Origin of the sequence: Mycolicibacter sinensis (genome assembly GCF_001673565.1) — a bacterium.
Lineage (GTDB): Bacteria > Actinomycetota > Actinomycetes > Mycobacteriales > Mycobacteriaceae > Mycobacterium > Mycobacterium sinense_C.
In genome coordinates this window covers 63546-85679 of record NZ_LZMF01000073.1, presented here as the reverse complement: position 1 = coordinate 85679, position 22134 = coordinate 63546, and the positions used below count along the sequence as shown (strand labels likewise).

Here is a 22134-nt window from a genome sequence, read left to right as displayed (position 1 = left end):
GTTGGTGCGACATGAAGCGGTTGCTGATGATGCCGGCGGCGTTGACGCTGCTGGCCGCGCTGATCCCGCCCGCGATCTCCTCGGCGGCAAGTGACACCAAGACCAGTCTGATGCCGGTCAACGAGTTCGATCAGCTGCAGACCCACAGTTGGGTCGACTGCGCCGCCCCGCCGCTGTGTCGTTTCACCGTCGGGGTGCGGCTGCAGACCCCGGAGGGGTTGGCCGGCTTCCCGCCCGACCTGTGGGCCCGTCAGAGCACCGAGATCCGCTCCTCGAAGCGCACGGCATACCTCGACGTGCACACCGACGGCGGTGAGGGCTGGTTCAAGGACCGCGGCGGGCCGGGAACCAAGGTGTTCAAGGACGGCACCGGTGCGGTGATCCAATCGATGTACTACGGCGAAGGCCCGCCGGAGAAATACCAGACCAACGGCAGCATCGACGTCCTGGAGTACTCCACCGGCCAGCCCAAGACCGACGCCAACGTGATCGTGTGCACCCACATCCAGGTGGTCTACAGCGGAGTCAACCTGACCACGCCGGCCACCTGCGCCCAGACGGTGTTTTAGCCGGGTTTACGCGGGTTCGCCCGGGGCTACCCGCCGAATGTGTACGCAGTGCGAGATTTTCGCGAAAAATTCGCGCTGGTTGCACGCTCGCCGAGAAACCGACGACGGGAGGAGCGCGATGACGGCCGGCGATGACTTCAAAGTAGGGGACGCCGTCTACTTCAACTACCGGTCGGCAAGCGACCTCGAAGGCCGCATCGTGGGCGTGGCGAAGCAGGCGAAGACCTCGGCCGCCACCAGCTACGAAGTGATGCCGTTCAAGAAGCACATCCACCCGGGCGAGAAGGTTCCGATCCACCGCACCGGAGCCCATCTACGGCACCGCAGCACCTGAGGCTGGACGGGCAGTCACGCCGTCTGCAGCACCGCGACCGAGTGTCCCGGCAGCCGGGTGGTGTCGCTCTCGAATGTCGGTACTCCCCAGGCCAGTAGCAGCTCTCCGCGCACCGGCACGACTACCGCATCCTCGTTCAGGTTGCCGACGACCGTGATTCGCCCGCGGCGCATGGCGATCCAATGCTGATCCTCGTCATAGTCGACCTCGAGGTGGCTCAGGCAGGGATCGGCCAGCTCGGCATGCCCGCGCAGCCTGATCAGTGCTTTGTAGAAGTCGAGCAGGTGCGCATGGCCTTGCCCGTCGACCTCGTCCCAGTCCAGCTTGGAGCGCTGGAAGGTTTCGGGGTCCTGCGGGTCCGGGATCTCCTCGGCGTCCCAGCCGTGCTCGGCGAACTCGGCTTTGCGGCCTTCGGCGGTGGCTTGCGCCACCTGCGGGTCCTCATGCGAGGTGAAAAACTGGAACGGGGTCAGGGCGCCCCATTCTTCGCCCATGAAAAGCATTGCGGTGTACGGGGAAAGGAGTGCGAGTGCGGCTTTGACCGCGAGCTGTCCGGCGGACAAGTTCTGCGACGGCCGGTCGCCCAGGGCCCGGTTGCCGATCTGATCATGGGTGCAGGTGTAGGCCAGCAGCCGGGTCGCCGGAATCTGCGAGTCCGGCAGCGGCCGACCGTGCCGCCGGCGGCGAAACGACGAATAGGTGCCCGCATGGAAAAACCCGTGCCGCAACGTGGTTGCCAGCGTGGCGAGGCTGCCGAAGTCGGCGTAGTAGCCTTGGCGCTCCCCGGAGACGGCGGTATGGATGGCGTGGTGGATATCGTCGTCCCATTGCGCGGTGATCCCGTAGCCGCCGTCTTCGCGACGGGAGATGGTCCGGGGATCGTTGCGGTCGCTTTCGGCGATCAGCGCCAGCGGACGGCCCAATTGGGCCGCCAGCGCGTCGGTTTCAGCGGCCAGCTCTTCGAGGATATGGATCGCGGTGGTGTCCACCAGCGCGTGCACGGCATCCAGTCGTAGCCCGTCGACGTGGAAGACCCGCATCCAACGCAGCGCGCAGTCGATGATGTAGCGGCGTACTTCGTCGGAGTCGGCGCCGTCGATGTTGATGGCGTCGCCCCACGGGTTGCGTGCCTCCGACAGGTACGGCCCGAAGCGGGGCAGGTAATTGCCGGACGGGCCGAAGTGGTTGAAAACGGCGTCGATCAGCACGCCCAGGCCGCGGCCGTGACAGGCATCGACCAAGCGCGCCAAGCCATCCGGGCCGCCGTAGGGCTCATGCACCGCGTACCACAGCACACCGTCGTATCCCCAGCCGTGTGTTCCGGAGAAGGCGTTGACCGGCATCAGTTCGACGAAGTCGACGCCGAGATCGACCAAATGATCCAGCTTCTCGATGGCGGAGTCGAAGGTGCCGGCCGCAGTGAAGGTGCCGATGTGCAACTCGTAGATCACCGCACCTTCGACCTTTCGCCCGGCCCAGTCGTCGTCGGTCCAAGTCAGACCGGCCGCATCCCACAACGCCGAGCGGGCGTGCACGCCGTCGGGTTGGCGCGCAGACCGCGGATCCGGCAGCACCTGCGGGTCGTCGTCGATCAGATACCCGTAGCGGGCATCAGGCGGCGCCTCCACACTCGTCTGCCACCAGCCGCCGTCTGCTTTGGTCATCGGGTAGGTGACCCCGTCGATATCGAGGCCGACCACGGCGGGGTTGGGCGCCCAGACCGCGAAATCAGTCATCGACCCGCTCCAACAGCGCGACCGGGAGCTCGGAGAACACTTCGCCGGCCGGGGCCGGCCCGCGGTGCCGGGAGCCGGAGAGGGCGTCGGCCCACGTGCCGGGTGGCAGCGCAATGTCGGTGTCGCGCCATCGCTCCTCGGGCAGGCGCACCGTCCAACGGCTTACCGCCACCACCACGTCCGCGCCCCGGCGAAACGCAACGACGTGTTCGGCGGCCGGGCCCGACGCCAGCACGGGGTGATAGCCGCCGTGCAGGAAGGTGTCGGGACGCGCTCGCCGCATTCGCAGCGCCGCGGCGACCACCCGCATTTTCGGGTGGTGCAACGCCTTGAGCGCCTCGCGGCGCGCGGCGTAGTCAACTTCCCGCCGGTTGTCCGGGTCGACCAGGCTGTCGTCGTAGAGTTCGGTGCCCTGATACACATCCGGAACGCCGGGAACGGTCAACGCCAACAGCTTCTGGCCCAGGATGTCGCTGTCGATGTGCGGAGCAAGTTCGGCGACGAGTTCGGTCAGCTGCTGCGCGATGGGCCCATCGAGTACGTCATCGAGCCAGCGGTGCACCGCCGCCTCGAACTCGGTGTCGGGGTCGTGCCATGAGGTGAGCCGGGCCGCCTCGCGAACGGCCTTTTCGGCGTAGGCGTGCAGTCGCTCGCGCAGTGCGGTGCTCACCTGGCCGTCGACCGGCCATACCCCGAAAATGTTCTGCCACAGAAAGAGCCCGGTCGCCAGATCCGGCGATGGGACAACGGCCTCCCAACGGGCGACGAATTCGGCCCACAGCGACGGCACCTGCGACAGCACCCCGATGCGGGCCCGCACGTCCTCGCCGCGTTTGGTGTCGTGGGTCGACAGGGTGGTCATCGTATGCGGCCAGCGCCGCGCCCGGGTAGCGGCCCGATCATGAAACTCGGCCGCCCCCACCCCGAAACACTGCGGATCACCGCCGACTTCGTTGAGCGAGACCAACCGCGCGTCGCGGTAGAACAGGCAGTCTTCGATCGCCTTGGCCGTCACCGCCCCGCACAATTGTTGCAACCGGACCGCGCATTCCCCGCCGCCGGCGATCGCGGCCGCGACCAGTTGAAGCGGTTCACCGAGTTCCGGTCGCTGCGACTGAGTTTCGGCCAGCGCCACCGACAGTCTCGCCGCCAGGCCCGGGTAGTCGCTGCGATAAACACCGACCTGACCGAGCAGCGCCACGAGGGCGTCGGCCAGCAGCGGATGGTCGACGCCGGTGATGCTCACCACACAGCGGCGCAACCGCGCCAGCTCGCTACCCAACGTCGCCGACGCCGCGAACTCCTTCTGTTCGACCACCAATGTCGGCATCGCGCGGTAATCGACACCGGCGGTTTCGAACAGCTCGGTCAAGGCCGGCTCACCGTTGGGGTCGATGAACAGCCCGCCGATTTCCCGCAGCACGTCGTAGCCGGTGGAGCCCGCTACCGGCAGGGTCGGTTCCAGCGACTCATCCACGGCAAGAATCTTTTCCACCACGATCCAGGCGTCCGGTCCCACCAGCGCACGCAGCCATTGCAGGTACCCACCGGGATCCGACAGCCCGTCCGGGTGATCGACCCGCACGCCGTCGACGAGCCCGGTGTCGAGCCAGCGAGACAGCTCGGCGTGCCAGGCATCGAACACTGTCCGATCCTCTTGCCGCAGGCCCGCCAGCGACGTGATCGAAAAGAAGCGCCGGTATCCACAAGTGCCGGTACGCCACCCGACCAGTCGATAGTGCTGGCGGTCGTGGACCTGCGCCCCGCTGCCGACGCCGGTTCCGCCGGCGATCGGAAAAACCAGATCGCCCAATCGCAGCACCTCGCCGTCAACGGCCAGGTCGGCGACGTCGGCGTCGGACCCCAGTACCGGCAGGATGATTCGGCCGTCACCGAGCTCCCAGTCGATGTCGAAGAACGCCGCATACGGCGAGGATCTCCCCTGCCTCAGCACGTCCCACCACCACGGGTTCTGCTCCGGTTTTGCCACGCCGACGTGATTGGGCACGATGTCGACGATCAGACCCATTCCGCGAGCCTGCGCTGCCGCTGACAGCCGGGCCAGACCCTGCGGCCCGCCCAATTCAGCAGACACCGTGGTCGGATCCACGACGTCGTAACCGTGCGCCGATCCGCTGACCGGGGTCATGATCGGTGAGAGATACAGGTGCGAGACACCGAGTTCGTCGAAATAGTCCAGTAGCTGCTCGGCGTCGGCGAAGGTGAACGCGAAACCGCTTTCACCGCCATGCAGCTGCAAGCGGTAGGTGGACAGCACCGGACGCGCCATCGCCTCAGCGCACTTTCCGCATGACCAGCAGCGAACGCCCCGCAACGGGTATCTCGTTCCCGGCCTGCACCGCTCGATCGGCCGGAAACTCCGGCTCCGGCGAGTCCGCAGTGTCCAGCTCGACGGTCCACTCTTGGGCGTAATCAGCGCCGGGAACGGCGAATTCGACCGCAGCGTCGTGCGCATTGAAGCACAGCAGGAACGAGTCATCGACCACCCGCTCGCCACGGGCGTCCGGCTCGCGGATCGCCTCACCGTTGAGGAAGACCATGATGCATTTGTCGAAGCCGTTGTCCCAATCGTCTTGGCTCATCGCCTGACCGGCGGGGGTGAACCAGGCGATGTCACCGATCTCGTCGCCGTGGCGCACCGGACGGCCCTCGAAGAACCGGCGGCGACGAAACACCGGGTGGTCCTTGCGAAGCTGCGTCACGCGGCGGGTGAAGGCCAGCAGGTCGGCATTCTTCTCGGTCAGCGACCAATCCATCCAGGCCAGTTCGGAGTCCTGACAGTAGGCGTTGTTGTTGCCGTGCTGCGTGCGGCCCATTTCATCACCGTGCGCGATCATCGGCGTGCCTTGGGACAGCACCAGGGTGGCCATGATGTTGCGCATCTGCCGAGCCCGTAGTGCCAGAACGGCCGGATCGTCGGTGGGGCCTTCGACGCCGCAGTTCCACGAGCGGTTGTGACTCTCGCCGTCGGTGTTGTCGTCGTGGTTGGCCTCGTTGTGTTTTTCGTTGTAGGACACCAGATCGTGCAGGGTGAACCCGTCGTGGGCGACGACGAAGTTGATGCTGGCGCCGGGCCGGCGTCCGGTGGCTTCGTAGAGGTCCGACGAACCGGTGAGGCGGGAGGCGAACTCCCCCAGCGTCTCCGGTTCGCCGCGCCAGTAATCACGCACGGTATCTCGGTACTTTCCGTTCCATTCGGTCCACAGGCCGGGAAAGTTGCCGACCTGGTATCCGCCTTCACCGACGTCCCACGGCTCGGCGATCAGCTTGACCTGGCTGACCACCGGATCCTGCTGGATCAGGTCGAAGAATGCCGAAAGGCGGTCGACGTCATAGAACTCGCGAGCCAACGTCGATGCCAGGTCGAAGCGGAACCCGTCGACGTGCATCTCGGTCACCCAGTACCGCAGTGAATCCATGATCAGCTGCAGCGCATGCGGGTGGCGCGCGTTGAGGCTGTTTCCCGTTCCGGTGTAATCCATATACATGCTGCGGTCGTCATCGACGAGCCGGTAGTAGGCGGCGTTGTCGATTCCGCGGAAGTTGATGGTCGGGCCCAGGTGGTTACCTTCGGCGGTGTGGTTGTAGACCACATCGAGGATCACCTCGATGCCGGCCTCGTGGAAGGTGCGCACCATCGTCTTGAATTCCGCGACCGCCGCGCCGGGCTGCCGGTTCGCCGCGTACTGGCTGTGCGGGGCGAAGAACCCGAACGTGTTGTAGCCCCAGTAGTTTCGCAGGCCCAGCTGCAGCAGGCGGTCGTCGTGCATGAACTGGTGCACCGGCATCAGCTCGATCGCCGTGACGTTGAGTGCCTGCAGGTGGTCGACGACGGCCGGGTGAGCCAATCCCGCGTAGGTGCCGCGCAACTCCTCCGGGACGCCCGGATGGGTCTGCGTCATGCCCTTCACATGGGTCTCGTAGATGATCGTTTCGTGGTAGGGGGTGTTAGGCGGCCGATCGGACGCCCAATCGAAGTACGGGTTGATCACCACGCTGGTCATGGTGTGCCCCAGCGAGTCGATCATCGGCAGGGTCTCGGCTTGCGGCGCGTCGCCACCGGCGGTCATGTCGTAGGAGAACAGCGGCTGACCGAAGTCGAAGTCGCCGGCGAACGCCCGGCCGTAGGGGTCGAGCAGCAGCTTGCTGGAGTCGCAGCGGTGTCCGGCCGGCGGGTCGAAGGGCCCGTGCACCCGGAAGCCGTAATGCTGTCCCGGCGCCACCGTCGGCAGGTAGGCGTGCCAGACGTAGCCGTCCACCTCGTCGAGTGGGATGCAGGTCTGCTCACCGTGCTCGTCGATCAGGCACAGATCGACCCGCTCGGCGATCTCGGAGAACAGGGCGAAGTTGGTTCCCCCGCCGTCGTAGGCGGCTCCCAGCGGGGCGCTGCTGCCGGGCCAGCTGCTCCGCAACACCGGCGGGTTCGCATGCGAGTCTCTGGCAGCAGTGACCTCGTTCGCCGGATTTCGGGTAACGGCCATATTCACCCAATCTCGTCAGGACTTTCGGTACTTCGATGCTGCGGCACTCCCGCCGAGTGTGGCCTACCCGCCTGCCGAGCGGTCAAACTATGCCCGTCTACGACAGTACGGTCAGATGCACCGCCCGGCAGCCGCTGTTGAAAGTCCCCCGACCCGGGTATAAGCGTTGTCGTGGTCTCTGATGACCTGTGTCGGCTGGCAGCGGCCCACGGCGTAGCCACCGCCTATCGCAACGAGCGGCGCGAGCTGGTGCAGGTTGATGCCGACGTCGTCATCCGGGTGCTCCGGCTACTCGATGTCGAAGCCGGCAGCGAAACCGACTGCCGTCATGAGTTGGCCAGGCTGGACGAACGCGACCGCGCGGGGCTGTCGCCACCCACGGTGGCGGTGCGGGTGACCGGGCGTCCCCAACCGTTGCTCGGCGCCGTTGCGCTGGTCGATGAGGACGGCGCCCGCAGCGCGGTGCACGATGAACTGCCCGCCGATCTGGCGCCGGGCTGGTATGACCTTGCGCTGCGCAACGGCCAACAGGTCACGCTGGTGGCGGCTCCGGCCCGGGTGCCGCAGGCCCCGGCGACCTGGGGATGGATGCTGCAGTTGTACGCACTGCGGTCCGCCCGCTCGTGGGGCATCGGCGATCTGTCCGATCTGCGGGATTGGGTGAGGTGGACCGCCGCCGAACACGGCGCTGGAGCGGTGCTGCTCAACCCGCTGCACGCGCCGGGGCCGACGCATCCGGTGCAGCCGTCCCCGTATACGCCGTCGAGCCGGCGATTCGCCAACCCGCTGGCACTGTGCATCGGTGACCTCGACGGCTATCGGCGCGCCGACCCGTCCACCCGGGCGGAAATCGATGCGCTGCGGGTCGCCGCGGACACCGCGCGCATCGACTACGACCTGGTGTGGTCGGCCAAACGCGCAGCCCTGGAGTTGCTCTGGCGTGCCGAGGGCCGCCCCTCCGGGCTGGACGAGGCGCCGGACAGCCGTGCGTTGCGGGACTGGGCGACCTACTGCGCGCTGGCCGAGCGCCATGGCGCTCGGTGGACGACCTGGCCGGCGCCGCTGCACGACGCGGCCGGGAGCGCCGTCGCGGCGGCCCGAACCGAACTCGCGCCGCGGGTGGCGTTTCATGCCTGGGTACAGCAACGCTGCGCCGAACAGCTGCAGGTCGTGCAGCAGGCCGCACACGACTCGGGCATGGCGGCGGGGGTGCTGCATGATTTGGCCGTCGGCGTCGATCCCGACGGCGCCGATGCGTGGGCCCTGGCCGACGTACTGGCCGTTGAGGCCAGTGTCGGCGCGCCCCCGGATACGTTCAGCCCTCGTGGGCAGGACTGGTCTCTACCGCCCTGGCGGCCGGACCGCTTGGCGGACACCGGCTACACCGCGATGCGCGACATGCTGCGAGCCGTCCTGGCCCACGCCGACGGGGTGCGCATCGACCACGTCGCCGGCTTGTGGCGACTGTGGTGGATCCCGCCAGGCGAGAGCCCTGATCGCGGCACCTACGTGCATTACGACGCCGAGGTCATGCTCGCGGTGCTGGCGCTGGAGGCGCATCGCGGCAACGCCGTCGTCATCGGCGAGGACCTGGGCACCGTCGAACCGGAAGTCACCCGCGCCCTGGCCGACAACGGAATGCTGGGCTGCGCGGTGGCCTGGTTCACCCGCGACGAAGCGGCGCCCGGCCAGCCGTTGCTGCCGCCGGCGAAGTGGCCCCCGCGCGCGGCGGCCAGCATCTCCACCCACGACCTGCCCACCGCAGCCGGGTTCTGGCGCGCCGAGCACGTGCGCGCCCGCGCCCAGCGGGGCCTGCTCGACGACGTAGCCGCCGCGCAAACCGCCGCCGAGAAAGAGCGAGCCGAATGGCTGGCACTGCTGCGCGGCGAAGGGCTGCTCGAGCATGACGACCCGGGTGAGCCGGAGATCATCGACGCCCTGCACCGCTTCTTGGCGGCCACCCCGAGCCGGCTGAAACTGGTCTCCCCGTACGACGTGCTCGCCGAGCCCTGTCAGCCCAATCTGCCGGGCACCGTCGACGAATATCCGAACTGGCGGCTGCCGCTGCCCGAGCCTCTTGAGCAGCTGCGCACCGACCCGAGAATCGCCCGCACCGCGACGATCTTCTCGGCCGGCGAAGGCCGCAATGACGCATCCGGCAGGTAATCGCGTGGCGAATCGGGTACATGTCGAAGCATGACCGCCGACGTTGACGACGAGTTTGGTCAAGACCTCCCCGACCCCACCGCAGGTAGCCACGTCGAAGACGGCGTTGTCGAACACCCCACCGCCGACGACTTCGGCGATGCCGCGGCCCCGCCTGCGGATCCGGTCTGGTTCAAGCGTGCGGTGTTCTACGAGGTGCTGGTCCGGGCGTTCTACGACTCCAACGGGGACGGCGTCGGTGACCTGCGCGGCCTGACCGAGCAGCTGGACTACCTGCAGTGGCTCGGAGTCGATTGCCTGTGGCTGCCGCCGTTCTACGATTCGCCGCTGCGCGACGGCGGCTATGACATCCGGGACTTCTACAAGGTGTTGCCCGAGTTCGGCACGGTCGATGATTTCGTCGAACTGATCGACGCCGCGCACCGGCGCGGCATCCGGGTCATCACCGATCTGGTGATGAACCACACCTCCGACAGCCATCCGTGGTTTCAGCAGTCCCGTCACGACCCGGATGGCCCGTACGGCGATTACTACGTGTGGAGCGACACCAGTGAGCGCTACACGGGAGCCCGAATCATCTTCGTCGACACCGAGGAGTCCAACTGGACGTTCGACGCGGTGCGCAAGCAGTTTTACTGGCACCGGTTCTTCTCCCACCAACCCGATTTGAACTATGACAATCCGGCGGTCCAGGAGGCGATGCTCGACGTGCTTCGGTTCTGGCTGAACCTCGGCATCGACGGTTTTCGGCTGGATGCGGTGCCGTATCTGTTCGAGCGGGAAGGAACCAACTGCGAAAACCTGCCCGAGACACACGATTTCCTCAAACGCTGCCGCAAGGTGGTCGACGACGAGTTCCCGGGCAGGGTGCTGCTGGCCGAGGCCAACCAGTGGCCGTCGGACGTAGTCGAATATTTCGGCGATCCGGCGACCGGCGGCGACGAGTGCCACATGGCATTCCATTTCCCCTTGATGCCACGCATTTTCATGGCGGTACGCCGCGAGTCACGCTTCCCCATTTCGGAGATCCTGGCGCAGACGCCGCCGATCCCCCACCTGGCGCAGTGGGGCATTTTTTTGCGCAACCACGACGAGCTGACCCTGGAGATGGTCACCGACGACGAGCGCGACTACATGTACGCCGAGTACGCGAAAGATCCGCGAATGAAGGCGAATGTGGGGATCCGGCGCCGGCTGGCCCCACTGCTGGACAAGGACCGCAACCAGATCGAGTTGTTCACCGCACTGCTGCTGTCGCTGCCCGGTTCGCCTATCCTCTACTACGGTGACGAGATCGGCATGGGCGACATCATCTGGCTGGGTGACCGCGACGCGGTGCGCACCCCGATGCAGTGGACACCCGACCGCAACGCCGGTTTCTCCACCGCCAACCCCGGCCGCCTCTACCTGCCTCCCATTCAAGACGCGGTCTATGGCCATCAGTCGGTCAACGTGGAATCACAACGCGACACGTCGACGTCCTTGCTCAACTGGACCCGCACCATGCTGGCCGTTCGGCGTCGGTACGACGCATTCGCGCTCGGCGAGTTCCGCGAATTGGGCGGATCCAACCCGTCAGTGCTGGCGTACGTGCGGGAACTCGCCAACGATGACGGGGCTACGGTCTTGTGCGTCAACAACCTGTCGCGGTTTCCCCAGCCCATCGAGCTGAATCTGCAGCACTGGGACGGCCACACGCCGGTGGAACTGACCGGGTCCGTGGAGTTTCCCCGAATCGGAAAACTCCCGTATCTACTCACCCTGCCCGGATACGGCTTCTACTGGTTTCAACTGTGTGAGCCATGCGAGCCGAAGGAGGACATGTCATGACTGGTGGCAGCAGCGAACCAGCGGACCTGCCGTGGGCGGAGTGGATGGCGACCCGGCGCTGGTACGCGGGGCGCAATCGGGAGTTGGCCGGCGCAGACCCCGTCCTGACGGTGCCGCTGGAAGACGGACTGGATCTGGTGCTGATCGACGTCGCCTACACCGAAGGCGCCTCCGAGCGTTACCAGGTGCTCGTCAGCTGGGATGTGGAGCTGCCACCGGAGTACGCACAGGTCGCGATGATCGGAACCCATCGTGGTCGCACCGCCTATGACGCGCTGTATGACGCTGCGGCCACTCGGATTTTGTTGTCGCTGATCGATTCGTCGGCTCAGCGTGGCGACGTCACGTTCACACCGGAGGCCGGGGCGGCGCTGCCGGCCGGGGCGGGCGCTCGGGTCTCGGAAGCCGAGCAGAGCAACACCAGCGTGATCGTCGAGGAAGAGGCGGTCCTCAAGGTGTTCCGCCGGCTGAAGGAAGGCATCAATCCCGACATCGAGTTGAACGCGGCGCTCGGTCAGGCAGCCAACCCCCACGTGCCCCGGTTGCTGGGCTCTTACCGGATCGAGTTGCCCGGCGAGTCTGAGCCCTACGCGTTGGGCATGGTCAGCGAATACGCCGTGAACTCGGCCGAGGGCTGGGCGATGGCGACCGCCAGTGTGCGCGATCTGTTCGCCGAAGCCGATCTCTACGCCTACGAAGTAGGTGGCGACTTCGCCGGCGAGTCCTACCGGCTCGGTGAGGCGGTCGCGTCGGTGCACCGCACGCTTGCCGAGAGCTTGGGAACCGCGGAAGCGGACTTTCCGGCGCAGGCTCTGCTGTCACGCTTGTCGGCGACGGCGGCGACCGTGCCGGAGATCCGCCCGCACGTCGCCGCCATCGAACAGCGCTTCGGCGAGCTGGCCGGGGAGAAGATCACCGTGCAGCGAGTACACGGCGACCTGCATCTCGGACAGGTGCTGCGCACCCCGAACACTTGGCTGCTCATCGATTTTGAAGGCGAACCGGGCGCACCGCTGGCCGAGCGCCGCCGGCCCGATTCGCCGCTGCGGGATGTCGCCGGTGTGCTGCGGTCCTATGAGTACGCCGCATACGGCAAGCTGGCCGACCTGTCCCGTGACGGGCAGGACCGGCAATTGGCCACCCGCGCCCGGGAATGGCTGGACCGCTGTCAGAGCGCCTTCTGCGACGGCTACGCCGCCGAATCCGGCGCCGACCCGCGTGACTCGGTGGCGCTGCTGTCCGCCTACGAAATCGACAAGGCGGTCTATGAGGCCGGCTATGAAGCCCGGCACCGGCCCTCCTGGTTGCCGATTCCGCTGCGGGCGCTGACCAGGTTCACCGCCGTCAACCCGGCGTGATCGCGAGCGCTTCGGGCTCCAGCCACAGCGCCGACAGCGGGGGCAGCACCAGCACCGCGGAGGCCGGCCGGCCGTGGCGGGGCTCCTCGACGGCGTCCACGCCACCGAGGTTTCCGGCACCGCCGCCGCAGTAGTCGACCGCATCGGTGTTGAGCAGCTCGCGCCACCGGCCGGCGAACGGCAGCCCGAGGCGGTAGCCGGTGTGGGCCACCCCGGAGAAGTTGAACACCGCGGCCAGCGCCGAGCCGTCCGTCCCGTAGCGCAGGAAGCTCAGCACGTTGTTGGCCGAGTCGTTGGCGTCGATCCAGGAATAGCCGGCCGGGCTGATGTCTTGGCTCCACAGTGCCGGACGCTCGCGGTAGATGCTGTTGAGATCGCGTGTCAAGCGCAGGATTCCGGCCGAGAATCCCGCTGCCTGCTGCTCTGGATCGAGTTGGAACCAATCCAATCCGCGCTCCTCGGACCACTCGGCGCGCTGGCCGAACTCCTGGCCCATGAACAGCAGCTGCTTGCCGGGGTGGGCCCACTGATAGGCCAGCAGACCGCGGACCCCGGCGGCCTTGGCGTGATCGTCGCCGGGCATCCGGCTCCACAGCGTGCCCTTGCCGTGTACCACTTCGTCGTGGCTGATCGGCAGCACGAAGTTCTCGCTGTAGGCGTAAAGCATCGAGAAGGTCATCTCGTGGTGGTGGTAGGAGCGGTGCACCGGGTCGTGACCGAGGAAGGCGAGGGTGTCGTGCATCCAGCCCATGTTCCATTTCATCGAAAAGCCCAGCCCGCCCAGGCTGGTCGGTCTCGACACTCCCGGCCACGACGTCGATTCCTCGGCGATGGTTGCGATGCCGGGCGCCGACTTGTGCGCGGTCGCGTTCATCTCCTGCAGGAACTGCACCGCTTCCAGATTCTCCCGGCCGCCGTGGACGTTGGGGGTCCAGCCGCCCTCGGGCCGCGAGTAGTCCAGGTAGAGCATCGACGCCACCGCATCGACGCGTAGCCCGTCGATGTGGAACTCGCTGAGCCAGTAAAGCGCGTTGGCGACCAGGAAGTTGCGGACCTCCGGGCGGCCGAAGTCGAACACGTAGGTGCCCCAGTCGAGTTGCTCACCACGACGCGGATCGGCGTGCTCGTACAGCGGGGTGCCGTCGAACCGGCCCAGCGCCCAGGCGTCTTTCGGGAAGTGCGCCGGAACCCAGTCCACGATGACGCCGATGCCGGCGCGGTGCAGCGCGTCGACCAGCGCGCGGAATTCGTCCGGCGTGCCGAACCGGGCGGTCGGGGCGTAGTAGGAGGTGACCTGGTAGCCCCATGATCCACCGAACGGATGCTCGGCGACCGGCAGAAGTTCGATGTGGGTGAAGCCTTGTTCCACAACGTAATCGGTCAGCTCGGTGGCGAGCTGTCGATAGCTCAGTCCGGGACGCCAGGACCCCAGGTGTACTTCGTAGACGCTCATCGGTTCGAATGCCGGATTCCCGGTGGCGCGCCGGCTCATCCACTCGTCGTCGCTCCAGGTATAACGGCTGGTGGAGACCCGGGATGCGGTCTGCGGCGGCGTTTCGGCGGCGAACGCCATCGGGTCGGCCCGCTCGGTGACGACGTCGTCGGCGCCGTGAACCCGGAACTTGTACAGGCCGCCGACCGGGAAGCCGGGCCAGAAAAGTTCCCACACACCGGAAGAGCCCAGCACCCGCATCGGCGCACCGATACCGTCCCAGCCGGTGACGTCACTGATCAGAGCGACTCCCTTGGCGTTGGGCGCCCACACCGCGAACGACACCCCGGTGACCGTCCCGTCCGGCGTGGTGAACGTGCGGGGGTGGGCGCCGAGCACCTCCCACAGCCGTTCGTGCCGGCCTTCGGCGAACAGGTGCAGGTCGATCTCGCCCAGCGTGGGCAGGAAACGATAGCCGTCGGCGACGATCTCGGGCTCTGCGACGTCCGGGTAGTCGAGCTGCAGCCGATAGTCGATCAGCTCCGCGAACGGCAATGTCGCGGCGAACAGCCCGTTGCCCAGGTGTTGCATCGGCACCCGGTCGCCGCCCACCAGCACCGTGGCTGCGGCCGCGCCCGGCCGCAGCGTCCGGATCACGGTGCGTTCGCCGTCGTCGTGGGCGCCGAGGATCGCGTGCGGATCATGGTGCGCGCCGGACACCAACCGGTCGACCTCCCCGGGCGCCACGTCGAGTCCGTGCTTCGGCGTGGGTTTGCTTCGGGTCATCGGGTTTTCACCTCCGATGCAGCAGTTCGGCCCGCGTGCCGGCGTTGATCACGGGCATATTGACGATATGGGCGACCGCTCGACTCGGCTCGAGTCGGACGTAATTGTCCTGCCCCCACTGGTATTCCTCCCCGCTGATCTCGTCCCGCACCCAGAACCGTTCGTAGGGCTCCATCCCCAGCGCCGCCATGTCCAGCGACAACGTCGCCTCCTCGGCCGCGAACGCGTTCAACGTCACCACCACCAGCACCGCGTCTCCGCTGACCGGGTCGAACTTGCTGTAGGCCAGCAGTGCGTCGTTGTCGACGTGATGAAAATGCAGGGTGCGCAGTTGCGCCAGAGCGGGGTGGCGCCGGCGAATGTCGTTGAGGCGTGCGATGAACGGCTCCAACGACCTGCCCTCGTGCACTGCGGCGGCGAAGTCGCGCGGACGCAGTTCGTACTTCTCCGAGTGCAGGTATTCTTCGCTGCCTTCGTGCAGCGCCTGGTGTTCGAACAACTCGTAGCCGGAATACACCCCCCAGGAGGGGCCCATCGTGGCCGCCAGCACCGCCCGGATCGCGAACATGCCGGGGCCGTGATGCTGCAGGCTGGCATGCAGGATGTCCGGTGTGTTGACGAACAGATTCGGGCGGCGGAAGTCGGCGATCTCGGCGATCTCGTCGCCGAACTCGACGAGCTCGGACTTCGAGGTGCGCCAGGTGAAGTAGGTGTAGGACTGGGTGAAGCCGAGCTTGGCCAGGCCGAACTGGCGCACCGGCGGAGTGAACGCCTCGGACAAGAACAGCACATCGGGGTCCGCTGATTTGATTCGCGCGATCAGCCAGGACCAGAAGCCCGGCGGTTTGGTGTGCGGATTGTCGACCCGAAACACCTTGACCCCGTGGTTGATCCAATGCTGGACCACCCGAAAGACCTCGGCATACAACCCGGCGGGGTCGTTGTCGAAGTTCAACGGGTAGATGTCCTGGTATTTCTTCGGCGGGTTCTCCGCGTAGGCGATCGTGCCGTCCGGTAGCTCGGTGAACCACTGCCGGTGCTCACGCGCCCAGGGGTGATCGGGCGCGCACTGCAACGCCAGATCCAAGGCGACCTCCAAACCGAGCTCGCCGGCGCGGGCGACGAAACGGTCGAAATCCTCCAGCGTGCCCAAGTCCGGATGCACCGCGTCGTGGCCGCCCTCGTCGCTGCCGATCGCCCACGGCGACCCGACGTCACCCGGTTCGGCGACAGCGCTGTTATTCGGGCCCTTGCGGTGCACCTTTCCGATCGGGTGGATCGGCGGCAGATACACCACGTCGAATCCCATCTCGGCGATGCGCGGTAGCTCCGACGCGGCGGTGGCCAGCGTGCCGTGCACCGGCTCGCCCGCCGAATCCCATCCGCCGGTGGAGCGCGGAAACATCTCGTACCAGGCGCTGAACCGGGCCAACGGCCGGTCCACCCACACTTGATATTGCCGTCCGCGGGTGCAGTGGTCCCGCAGTGCGTAGCAGTTGAGCAGTTCGGACACCGGATCCGACAACGCCGGCGCCGAGCGGGTCACCGGGTCTCCCGGCTCGCGCAATGCGGCAGCAGCGGCCAGCAGCGGCTCACGCTTGCTGCGCGGCACCCCGGCGGCGGCGCGGTCGAACAACTCGGCGCCGATCAGCAGATCGTTGGACAGCTCGGCCTCGCCCTGACCGACGTCCAGTTTCGCGACCACCGCATCTCGCCAGGTGCCGATGGAATCGGTCCAGCCGTCGACCCGGAATGTCCACAACCCGACCTGATCCGGGACGAACTGGCCATGAAAGACGTACGGCTGCGCACCGACGCTCATCGGCAGCAGCAACGGCTTCCCCCGACAAGACGCGGCAACGGCCTCCTGCCCGTCGGCCTGCATGCCCGGCGGTTCAGCAAGCCTCGACGGAGGAGAGGCGAGGCTGGGACCGCCGGATGAACCTGTCGGTTCAGCGAGCCTCGACGGAGGAGCGGCGAAACTGGGACCGCTGGATGAACCCGACGGTCGCGGGTAATCGGGCCCGAGGTAGCGCACCACCAGCGTCGCCGCGACCACCTCGTGTCCCTCGCGCCAGACGCTGGCGGTGACCGGCACCACCTCTCCGACCACCGCCTTGGCGGGCTGCCTGCCACAGGACACACTCGGCGTAACGCCATCGACCTCGATTCGGCCCGGCACCCACTACTCCGTTCGTCGGCTGCGATTCCGACAGTGGGTACCCGCGGCGGGCGGAAGCTATCCCCGCGGCAGCCCCAGCAGCCGTTCGGCGGCCAGAGTCAGCAGGATCTGCTCGGTGCCACCGGCGATAGACAGGCAGCGGGTGTTGAGGAAGTCATGCACCTCACGTCCGGCCACGGCGCCGGCCCCCTCGGTCAGATCCATCCGGTACTCGGCCAGCTCTTGGCGATAGCGCACCCCGATCAGCTTGCGCACCGAGGACTCCGAGCCGGGGTCCTGGCCCCCGACGGCGAGCTGGGCGATGCGTTGATCCAGCAGCGCGCCCGCCTGGGCGGCGATGATCAGCCGGGCCAGCCGGTCGTCGGTGGCAGTGTCGGGCTCCCGATCCGCCAAGGCCTTGAGCAACTCTTCCATCGGGTTGCCCAGTGCGGTGCCGCCGGCGATCGCGACCCGCTCGTTGGCCAGCGTGGTGCGGGCCAACCGCCAGCCGTCATTGACGTTGCCGACCACCATCTCGTCAGGGACGAAGACGTCGTCGAGGAACACCTCGTTGAACAGCGCATCACCGGTGATCTCGCGCAGCGGCCGGATGTCGATGCCCTCGGCGGTCATATCGAGCAGGAAATAGGTGATGCCTTTGTGTTTCGGCGCGTCGGCGTCGGTGCGGGCCAGGCAGATGCCCCACTGCGAGTCGTCCGCCCGCGAGGTCCACACCTTCTGCCCGGTCAGTCGCCAGCCGCCGTCGACCTTGACCGCCTTGGTGCGCAGCGCCGCCAGGTCCGAGCCGGCGCCCGGCTCGGAGAACAGCTGGCACCAGAAGATCTCGCCGGTCAGCGTGGGAGGGATGAACCGCTCGATCTGCTCGGCGGTGCCGTGCTCGAGGATGGTGGGCGCCGCCCACCAGCCGATCACCAGGTCGGGGCGAGCGACACCGGCCGCGGCGAGCTCCTGGTCGATCACCAACTGTTCGGCCGGGCCGGCGGCGCGCCCATAGGGCGCCGGCCAGTGTGGTGCCAGGAGGCCCGAGGTGGCCAGCGCCGCCTGGCGCTGCTCGTCGGGCAGCGCGGCGATCCGGGCCGCCTCCGCGGCGATCTCGGGCCGGACGTCGGCGGTCTCACCGAGGTCGACCTCCAGCCGGCGCCGCACCCCGGCCCGGGTCAGCGCGGCGACCCGGCGCAGCCAGTACTGCGCGCCACCCAGGGCCTGGCCGATGCCGTAGGCCCGGCGCAGGTACAGGTGCGCCTCGTGTTCCCAGGTGATGCCGATGCCGCCGAGGACCTGGATGCAGTCCTTGGCATTGGCTTTGGCGGCGTCGATGCAGATGGCTGCGGCCACCGCAGCCGCGATCGAGAACTGCTGGTCATCGGGATCGGATGCCGCAGACGCCGCGTCGGCCGCAGCGACCGCGGCCTGATCGGCGCGGCACAGCATCTCCGCGCACAGGTGCTTGATGGCCTGGAAGCTGCCGATCGGCTTGCCGAACTGCTCGCGCACCTTCGCGTACTCGACGGCGGTGTCCAGTGCCCAGCGGGCGACGCCGGCCGCTTCGGCGGACAGCACCGTAACCACCAGGTTCTGCACCCGGCTACCGGCCTCGAGCACGACCGCGGGCGCGGCGGTCAACGTCACCTTCGCCAGCGGCCGAGAGAAATCGGTGGCGGTCAGCGGCTCGACCTGCACCCCGTCGGCACGGGCGTCCACCAGCACCCAGTTCTCCCCGGCCGGCAGCACCAGCAGTCCGTCGGCGGTTGCGCCCAGCACCCGCTCGGCGGTGCCGGACACCTGCGACGTCGCGGCGTCGAGCTGTAAGTCGGCGTCGATAGCGACCCCGGCGACACGTTCACCGTTCGCGAGGGCCTCGGCCAGCTGCGGCTCGGTGACCACCAAAGTGGCCAGCGCGGTGGTCGCGACCGGACCGGGAACCAGTGCCTTGGCGGCCTCGTCGACCATCGCGCACAGGTCTTCGAGCCGCCCGCCGGCGCCGCCGCACTCCTCAGAGACGGCCACCCCGAACAGGCCCAGGTCGGCCAGGCGAGCGAAAACCGGCTGCCAGGCATCGGTTTGGCCCAGCTCGACGGCACGGATCGCCTCGGCGGTGCCAGCTGCGGCGGCCCAGTCGCGGACCAGCTCACGAGCGGCGAGCTGTTCGTCGTTGATGGTCACGGACACGCTGGGCTCCTCCGGGTGATCTCGGTGTTGTACTTCGGCGAGTGAGGAAGTCCACCCCGCTCACTAGAACGTGTTCTAATAGTGCCAGCGTCCGAGCGTCAAGTCGAACCGTTGTGGCAGGACACATCGCGTCCCGTCGATGTTGGGAGCGCGAGATCCAGCTACGTGATGCGTATCGTTACTGGCGAGTAGGCCGACTGAAGGAGCTGCCCCCCACATGTCGTCACCAGCCGACAGCAACCCAGCTCGCGGATCGCGGACCCAGCCGCGCGAGGTCACCAGCGTAGCTGTGCTGACCGAGTCCGACCTCGGCTCCGAGGCGCAGCGGGAACGCCGCAAGCGCATCCTGGATGCGACGCTGGCGATCGCCTCCAAAGGCGGCTACGACGCGGTCCAGATGCGTGCGGTGGCCGACCGGGCCGATGTGGCCGTGGGCACCTTGTACCGGTACTTCCCGTCGAAGGTCCACCTGCTGGTCTCGGCGATGGGCCGCGAGATCGCCCGCGTCGAGACCAAGACCGATCCGGCCACCTACGCCGAGATGACCCGGCACCAGCGGCTCAACCTGGTGGTCAACAAGCTCAACCGCGCCATGCAGCGCAACCCGCTGCTCACCGAGGCCATGACCCGGGCCTACGTCTTCGCCGACGCGTCGGCGGCCGGTGAGGTCGACCACGTCCAGAAGCTGATCGACTCGATGTTCGCCGGGGCGATGAGCGATGGCGAGCCGACCGAGGAGCAGTACCACATCTCCCGGGTGATCTCGGATGTGTGGTTGTCCAACCTGCTCGCCTGGCTGACCCGGCGAGCATCGGCCACCGACTTCAGCACGCGGCTGGACCTGGCGGTCCGGCTGCTGATCGGCGACGACGACCGCCCCAAGGTCTGACCCGACGCCCCGATGCGCCTCAAGCCCGGCCGCCCCGACCTCGGCGGGTATGCGCACCGGTTCACCGCCCGGGTGGCCGAACCGGGTGCGCCGTTGTCGGTGACGTGGCTCGGCGTGACCAGCATGCTGATCGACGACGGATCGTCGGCGCTGATGACCGATGGCTACTTCTCGCGCCCAAGTCTGACGCGGGTGGCGCTGCGCAAGGTGTCGCCGTCGGCCGCTCGCATCGACGGCTGTCTGTCCCGGGCCGGAGTGCGCGAGCTGGCCGCGGTGATCCCGCTGCACACCCATATCGATCACGCGCTGGATTCCGCGGTGGTGGCCGAACGCACCGGTGCGGCACTGGTGGGCGGTGAATCGGCGGCCAATATCGGTCGTGGTCAAGGCCTTTCGGGCGACCGCTTGATCGTCGCCGTACCCGGGACACCGATCACGCTGGGCGCCTACGACGTGACCCTTCTCGAGTCGCGGCACTGCCCGCCGGACCGTTTCCCCGGTGTCATCACCACCGCGGTGGTTCCGCCGGTCAGGGCGTCGGCCTACAAGTGTGGTGAGGCATGGTCGGCGCTGGTGACCCACCGGCCCTCGGGGCGGGGGCTGCTGATCGTCGGTAGCGCCGGTTTCGTTCCGGGCATGCTGGATGGGCATCGCGCCGACGTCGCCTATCTGGGTGTGGGCCAGCTCGGTGTGCAGCCGCGGCAATACCTGACCGACTACTGGTCGGAGACGGTGCGCGCCGTCGGCGCGAAGACCGTCGTGTTGACCCATTGGGACGATTTCTTCCGCCCGTTGTCGAAACCATTGCGTGCCTTGCCTTATGCCGTCGACGACCTGGATGTAACTATGCGGATCTTCAGCGAGTTCGCCGACGCCGACGGAGTGGGCCTGCACCTGCCCACGGTGTGGCGGCGCGAAGACCCGTGGACCTGAAGCCGGCTCTTGCGCTGTTGCTGCTCGCCGTGGTGCTGGGCTTCGCGGTCGCCCGGCCGCGGGGCTGGCCGGAGGTGTTCGCGGCGGTACCGGCCGCTGCCGTCCTGGTCGCCACCGGAGCGATCTCGGTGCACGACGCTGCCGCCGAGGCCGCCACCCTGCTGCGTGTCGTCGCGTTCCTGGGTGCGGTGCTGGTGCTGGCACAGCTATGCGACGACGAAGGCCTGTTCGAGGCCGCCGGCGCGGCGATGGCTCGGGCCGACGTCGGGCCGCCGCAGCATCTGCTGCGTCGGGTCTTCGTCATCGCAGCCTGCCTGACCGCGGTCTTGAGCCTGGATGCGACGGTGGTGCTGCTGACCCCGGTGGTGCTGATGATGGCCCGCCGCCGTCGGGCACCGCTGCGCCCGCACGCCTACGCGACCGCACACCTGGCCAACACCGCGTCGCTGCTGTTGCCGGTGTCCAACCTGACCAACCTGCTGGCGTTCCAGGCGGCCGGCCTGTCCTTCGCGAGGTTCACCGCCCTGACGGCGGCGCCGTGGCTGGCCGCGACGGCAGTGGTGTACTTGGTCTTTCGATGGTTCTTTCGCGTCGATCTGCGCGCGACCCCGGAGCACCTGCAGGCCGGCCCTCCTCCGCCGGTGCCGGTGTTCGCGCTGGCGGTGGTGGCCCTGACGCTGGCCGGCTTCGTGCTCGCAGAGACGTTCGGTGTCGCTCCGGCGTGGGCGGCGGTCGCTGGCGCCACCGTGCTGGCCGTACGCGGTCTGGCGCTGCGGCGCAGCACTCCGGCCGGCATCCTGCGGGCCGCCAACGTCGGTTTTCTGGTGTTCGTGCTGGCGCTGGGGGTGGTGGTGCGCGCGGTCGTCGATAATGGGTTGGGCGACCGGATGAGCGCCGTGCTGCCGACGGGCGCGGGGCTGATGGCGCTGCTGGGTATCGCGGCGGTGGCCGCGGTGCTGGCCAACGTGGTCAACAATCTGCCGGCGACGCTGGTGCTGGCGCCGCTGGTGGCGCCGGCCGGCCCGGTGGCGGTGCTGGCGGTGCTGATCGGGGTCAACATCGGACCCAATCTGACTTACGCCGGCTCGCTGTCGAACCTGCTGTGGCGCCGGGTGCTGCGCCGCTATGGCGTTCCGGCCGGTGTCGGCGAGTACACCCGGCTGGGATTGTGCACGGTGCCGCCGACCCTGCTGGCGGCGGTGCTGGCGCTGTGGGCCGGCGCCCGGCTGCTGGGCGTTTAGTGGTGAT

14 protein-coding genes are annotated in these 22134 nt (G+C 67.7%); 8 read left to right on the top strand and 6 right to left on the bottom strand.

What is annotated here, in order from left to right:
* Positions 1 to 11: 11 nt before the first annotated feature.
* Positions 12 to 569: a hypothetical protein gene (locus tag A5648_RS11995; protein ID WP_065024750.1), complete on the top strand. Its 558-nt coding sequence runs from the start codon at positions 12 to 14 to the stop codon at positions 567 to 569.
* A 118-nt stretch (positions 570 to 687) separates the two neighbouring features.
* The gene (locus A5648_RS11990; RefSeq protein ID WP_065024749.1) at positions 688 to 903 is read left to right on the top strand and encodes a hypothetical protein; all 216 of its coding nucleotides are present in this window, start codon (positions 688 to 690) and stop codon (positions 901 to 903) included.
* A gap of 14 nt (positions 904 to 917) precedes the next feature.
* Here the strand turns inward: A5648_RS11990 and treZ are convergent, their stop codons facing one another.
* Genes treZ through glgX form a run of 3 tightly spaced genes read right to left on the bottom strand, consistent with a single transcriptional unit; the run spans position 918 to position 7141 of the window.
* Positions 918 to 2639 carry a malto-oligosyltrehalose trehalohydrolase gene (gene treZ, locus A5648_RS11985; protein ID WP_065024748.1) on the bottom strand — a complete coding sequence of 574 codons (1722 nt, stop codon included), beginning with the start codon at positions 2637 to 2639 and terminating at the stop codon, positions 918 to 920.
* Entirely contained in the window at positions 2632 to 4929 is a 2298-nt protein-coding gene (gene treY, locus A5648_RS11980) for a malto-oligosyltrehalose synthase (protein ID WP_065024747.1), read from the bottom strand. Before treY ends, treZ begins: the two co-directional genes overlap by 8 nt.
* Before the next feature lie 4 nt (positions 4930 to 4933).
* A complete protein-coding gene (gene glgX / locus A5648_RS11975) occupies positions 4934 to 7141 on the bottom strand; it encodes a glycogen debranching protein GlgX (RefSeq protein ID WP_065024746.1) in 2208 nt (735 codons plus the stop codon).
* 171 nt (positions 7142 to 7312) lie between these two features.
* Between glgX and malQ the strand changes: the two genes are divergently transcribed.
* The 3 genes from malQ to A5648_RS11960 are packed head-to-tail and all read left to right on the top strand — an operon-like array spanning position 7313 to position 12495.
* Positions 7313 to 9307 carry a 4-alpha-glucanotransferase gene (gene malQ / locus A5648_RS11970; RefSeq protein WP_065024745.1) on the top strand — a complete coding sequence of 665 codons (1995 nt, stop codon included), beginning with the start codon at positions 7313 to 7315 and terminating at the stop codon, positions 9305 to 9307.
* A 30-nt stretch (positions 9308 to 9337) separates the two neighbouring features.
* Complete coding sequence (gene treS / locus A5648_RS11965; RefSeq protein WP_065024744.1) at positions 9338 to 11137, top strand: maltose alpha-D-glucosyltransferase; 1800 nt, start codon at positions 9338 to 9340, stop codon at positions 11135 to 11137.
* Complete coding sequence (locus tag A5648_RS11960) at positions 11134 to 12495, top strand: maltokinase N-terminal cap-like domain-containing protein (protein ID WP_065024743.1); 1362 nt, start codon at positions 11134 to 11136, stop codon at positions 12493 to 12495. Before treS ends, A5648_RS11960 begins: the two co-directional genes overlap by 4 nt.
* Here A5648_RS11960 and glgB read toward each other — a convergent pair.
* The 3 genes from glgB to A5648_RS11945 are packed head-to-tail and all read right to left on the bottom strand — an operon-like array spanning position 12482 to position 19064.
* Complete coding sequence (gene glgB / locus A5648_RS11955) at positions 12482 to 14713, bottom strand: 1,4-alpha-glucan branching protein GlgB (protein ID WP_065024742.1); 2232 nt, start codon at positions 14711 to 14713, stop codon at positions 12482 to 12484. The two genes, A5648_RS11960 and glgB, sit on opposite strands and share 14 nt — an antisense overlap.
* Positions 14714 to 14720: 7 nt before the next feature.
* Positions 14721 to 16895 carry an alpha-1,4-glucan--maltose-1-phosphate maltosyltransferase gene (locus A5648_RS11950; protein ID WP_065024741.1) on the bottom strand — a complete coding sequence of 725 codons (2175 nt, stop codon included), beginning with the start codon at positions 16893 to 16895 and terminating at the stop codon, positions 14721 to 14723.
* Between the two features lie 57 nt (positions 16896 to 16952).
* Positions 16953 to 19064, bottom strand: coding sequence for an acyl-CoA dehydrogenase (locus A5648_RS11945; RefSeq protein WP_065024740.1), 2112 nt, complete (start codon positions 19062 to 19064; stop codon positions 16953 to 16955).
* A gap of 217 nt (positions 19065 to 19281) precedes the next feature.
* On the opposite strand from A5648_RS11945, the gene kstR reads away from it, so the two are divergent.
* Genes kstR through A5648_RS11930 form a run of 3 tightly spaced genes read left to right on the top strand, consistent with a single transcriptional unit; the run spans position 19282 to position 22127 of the window.
* Positions 19282 to 19953 (top strand): cholesterol catabolism transcriptional regulator KstR, encoded by a 672-nt coding sequence (kstR, locus tag A5648_RS11940; RefSeq protein ID WP_064856083.1) that lies wholly within the window; start codon positions 19282 to 19284, stop codon positions 19951 to 19953.
* Positions 19954 to 19965: 12 nt separating this feature from the next.
* The gene (locus A5648_RS11935; protein ID WP_065024739.1) at positions 19966 to 20886 is read left to right on the top strand and encodes an MBL fold metallo-hydrolase; all 921 of its coding nucleotides are present in this window, start codon (positions 19966 to 19968) and stop codon (positions 20884 to 20886) included.
* Positions 20883 to 22127: an SLC13 family permease gene (locus tag A5648_RS11930; RefSeq protein WP_065024773.1), complete on the top strand. Its 1245-nt coding sequence runs from the start codon at positions 20883 to 20885 to the stop codon at positions 22125 to 22127. Before A5648_RS11935 ends, A5648_RS11930 begins: the two co-directional genes overlap by 4 nt.
* Positions 22128 to 22134 lie beyond the last annotated feature (7 nt).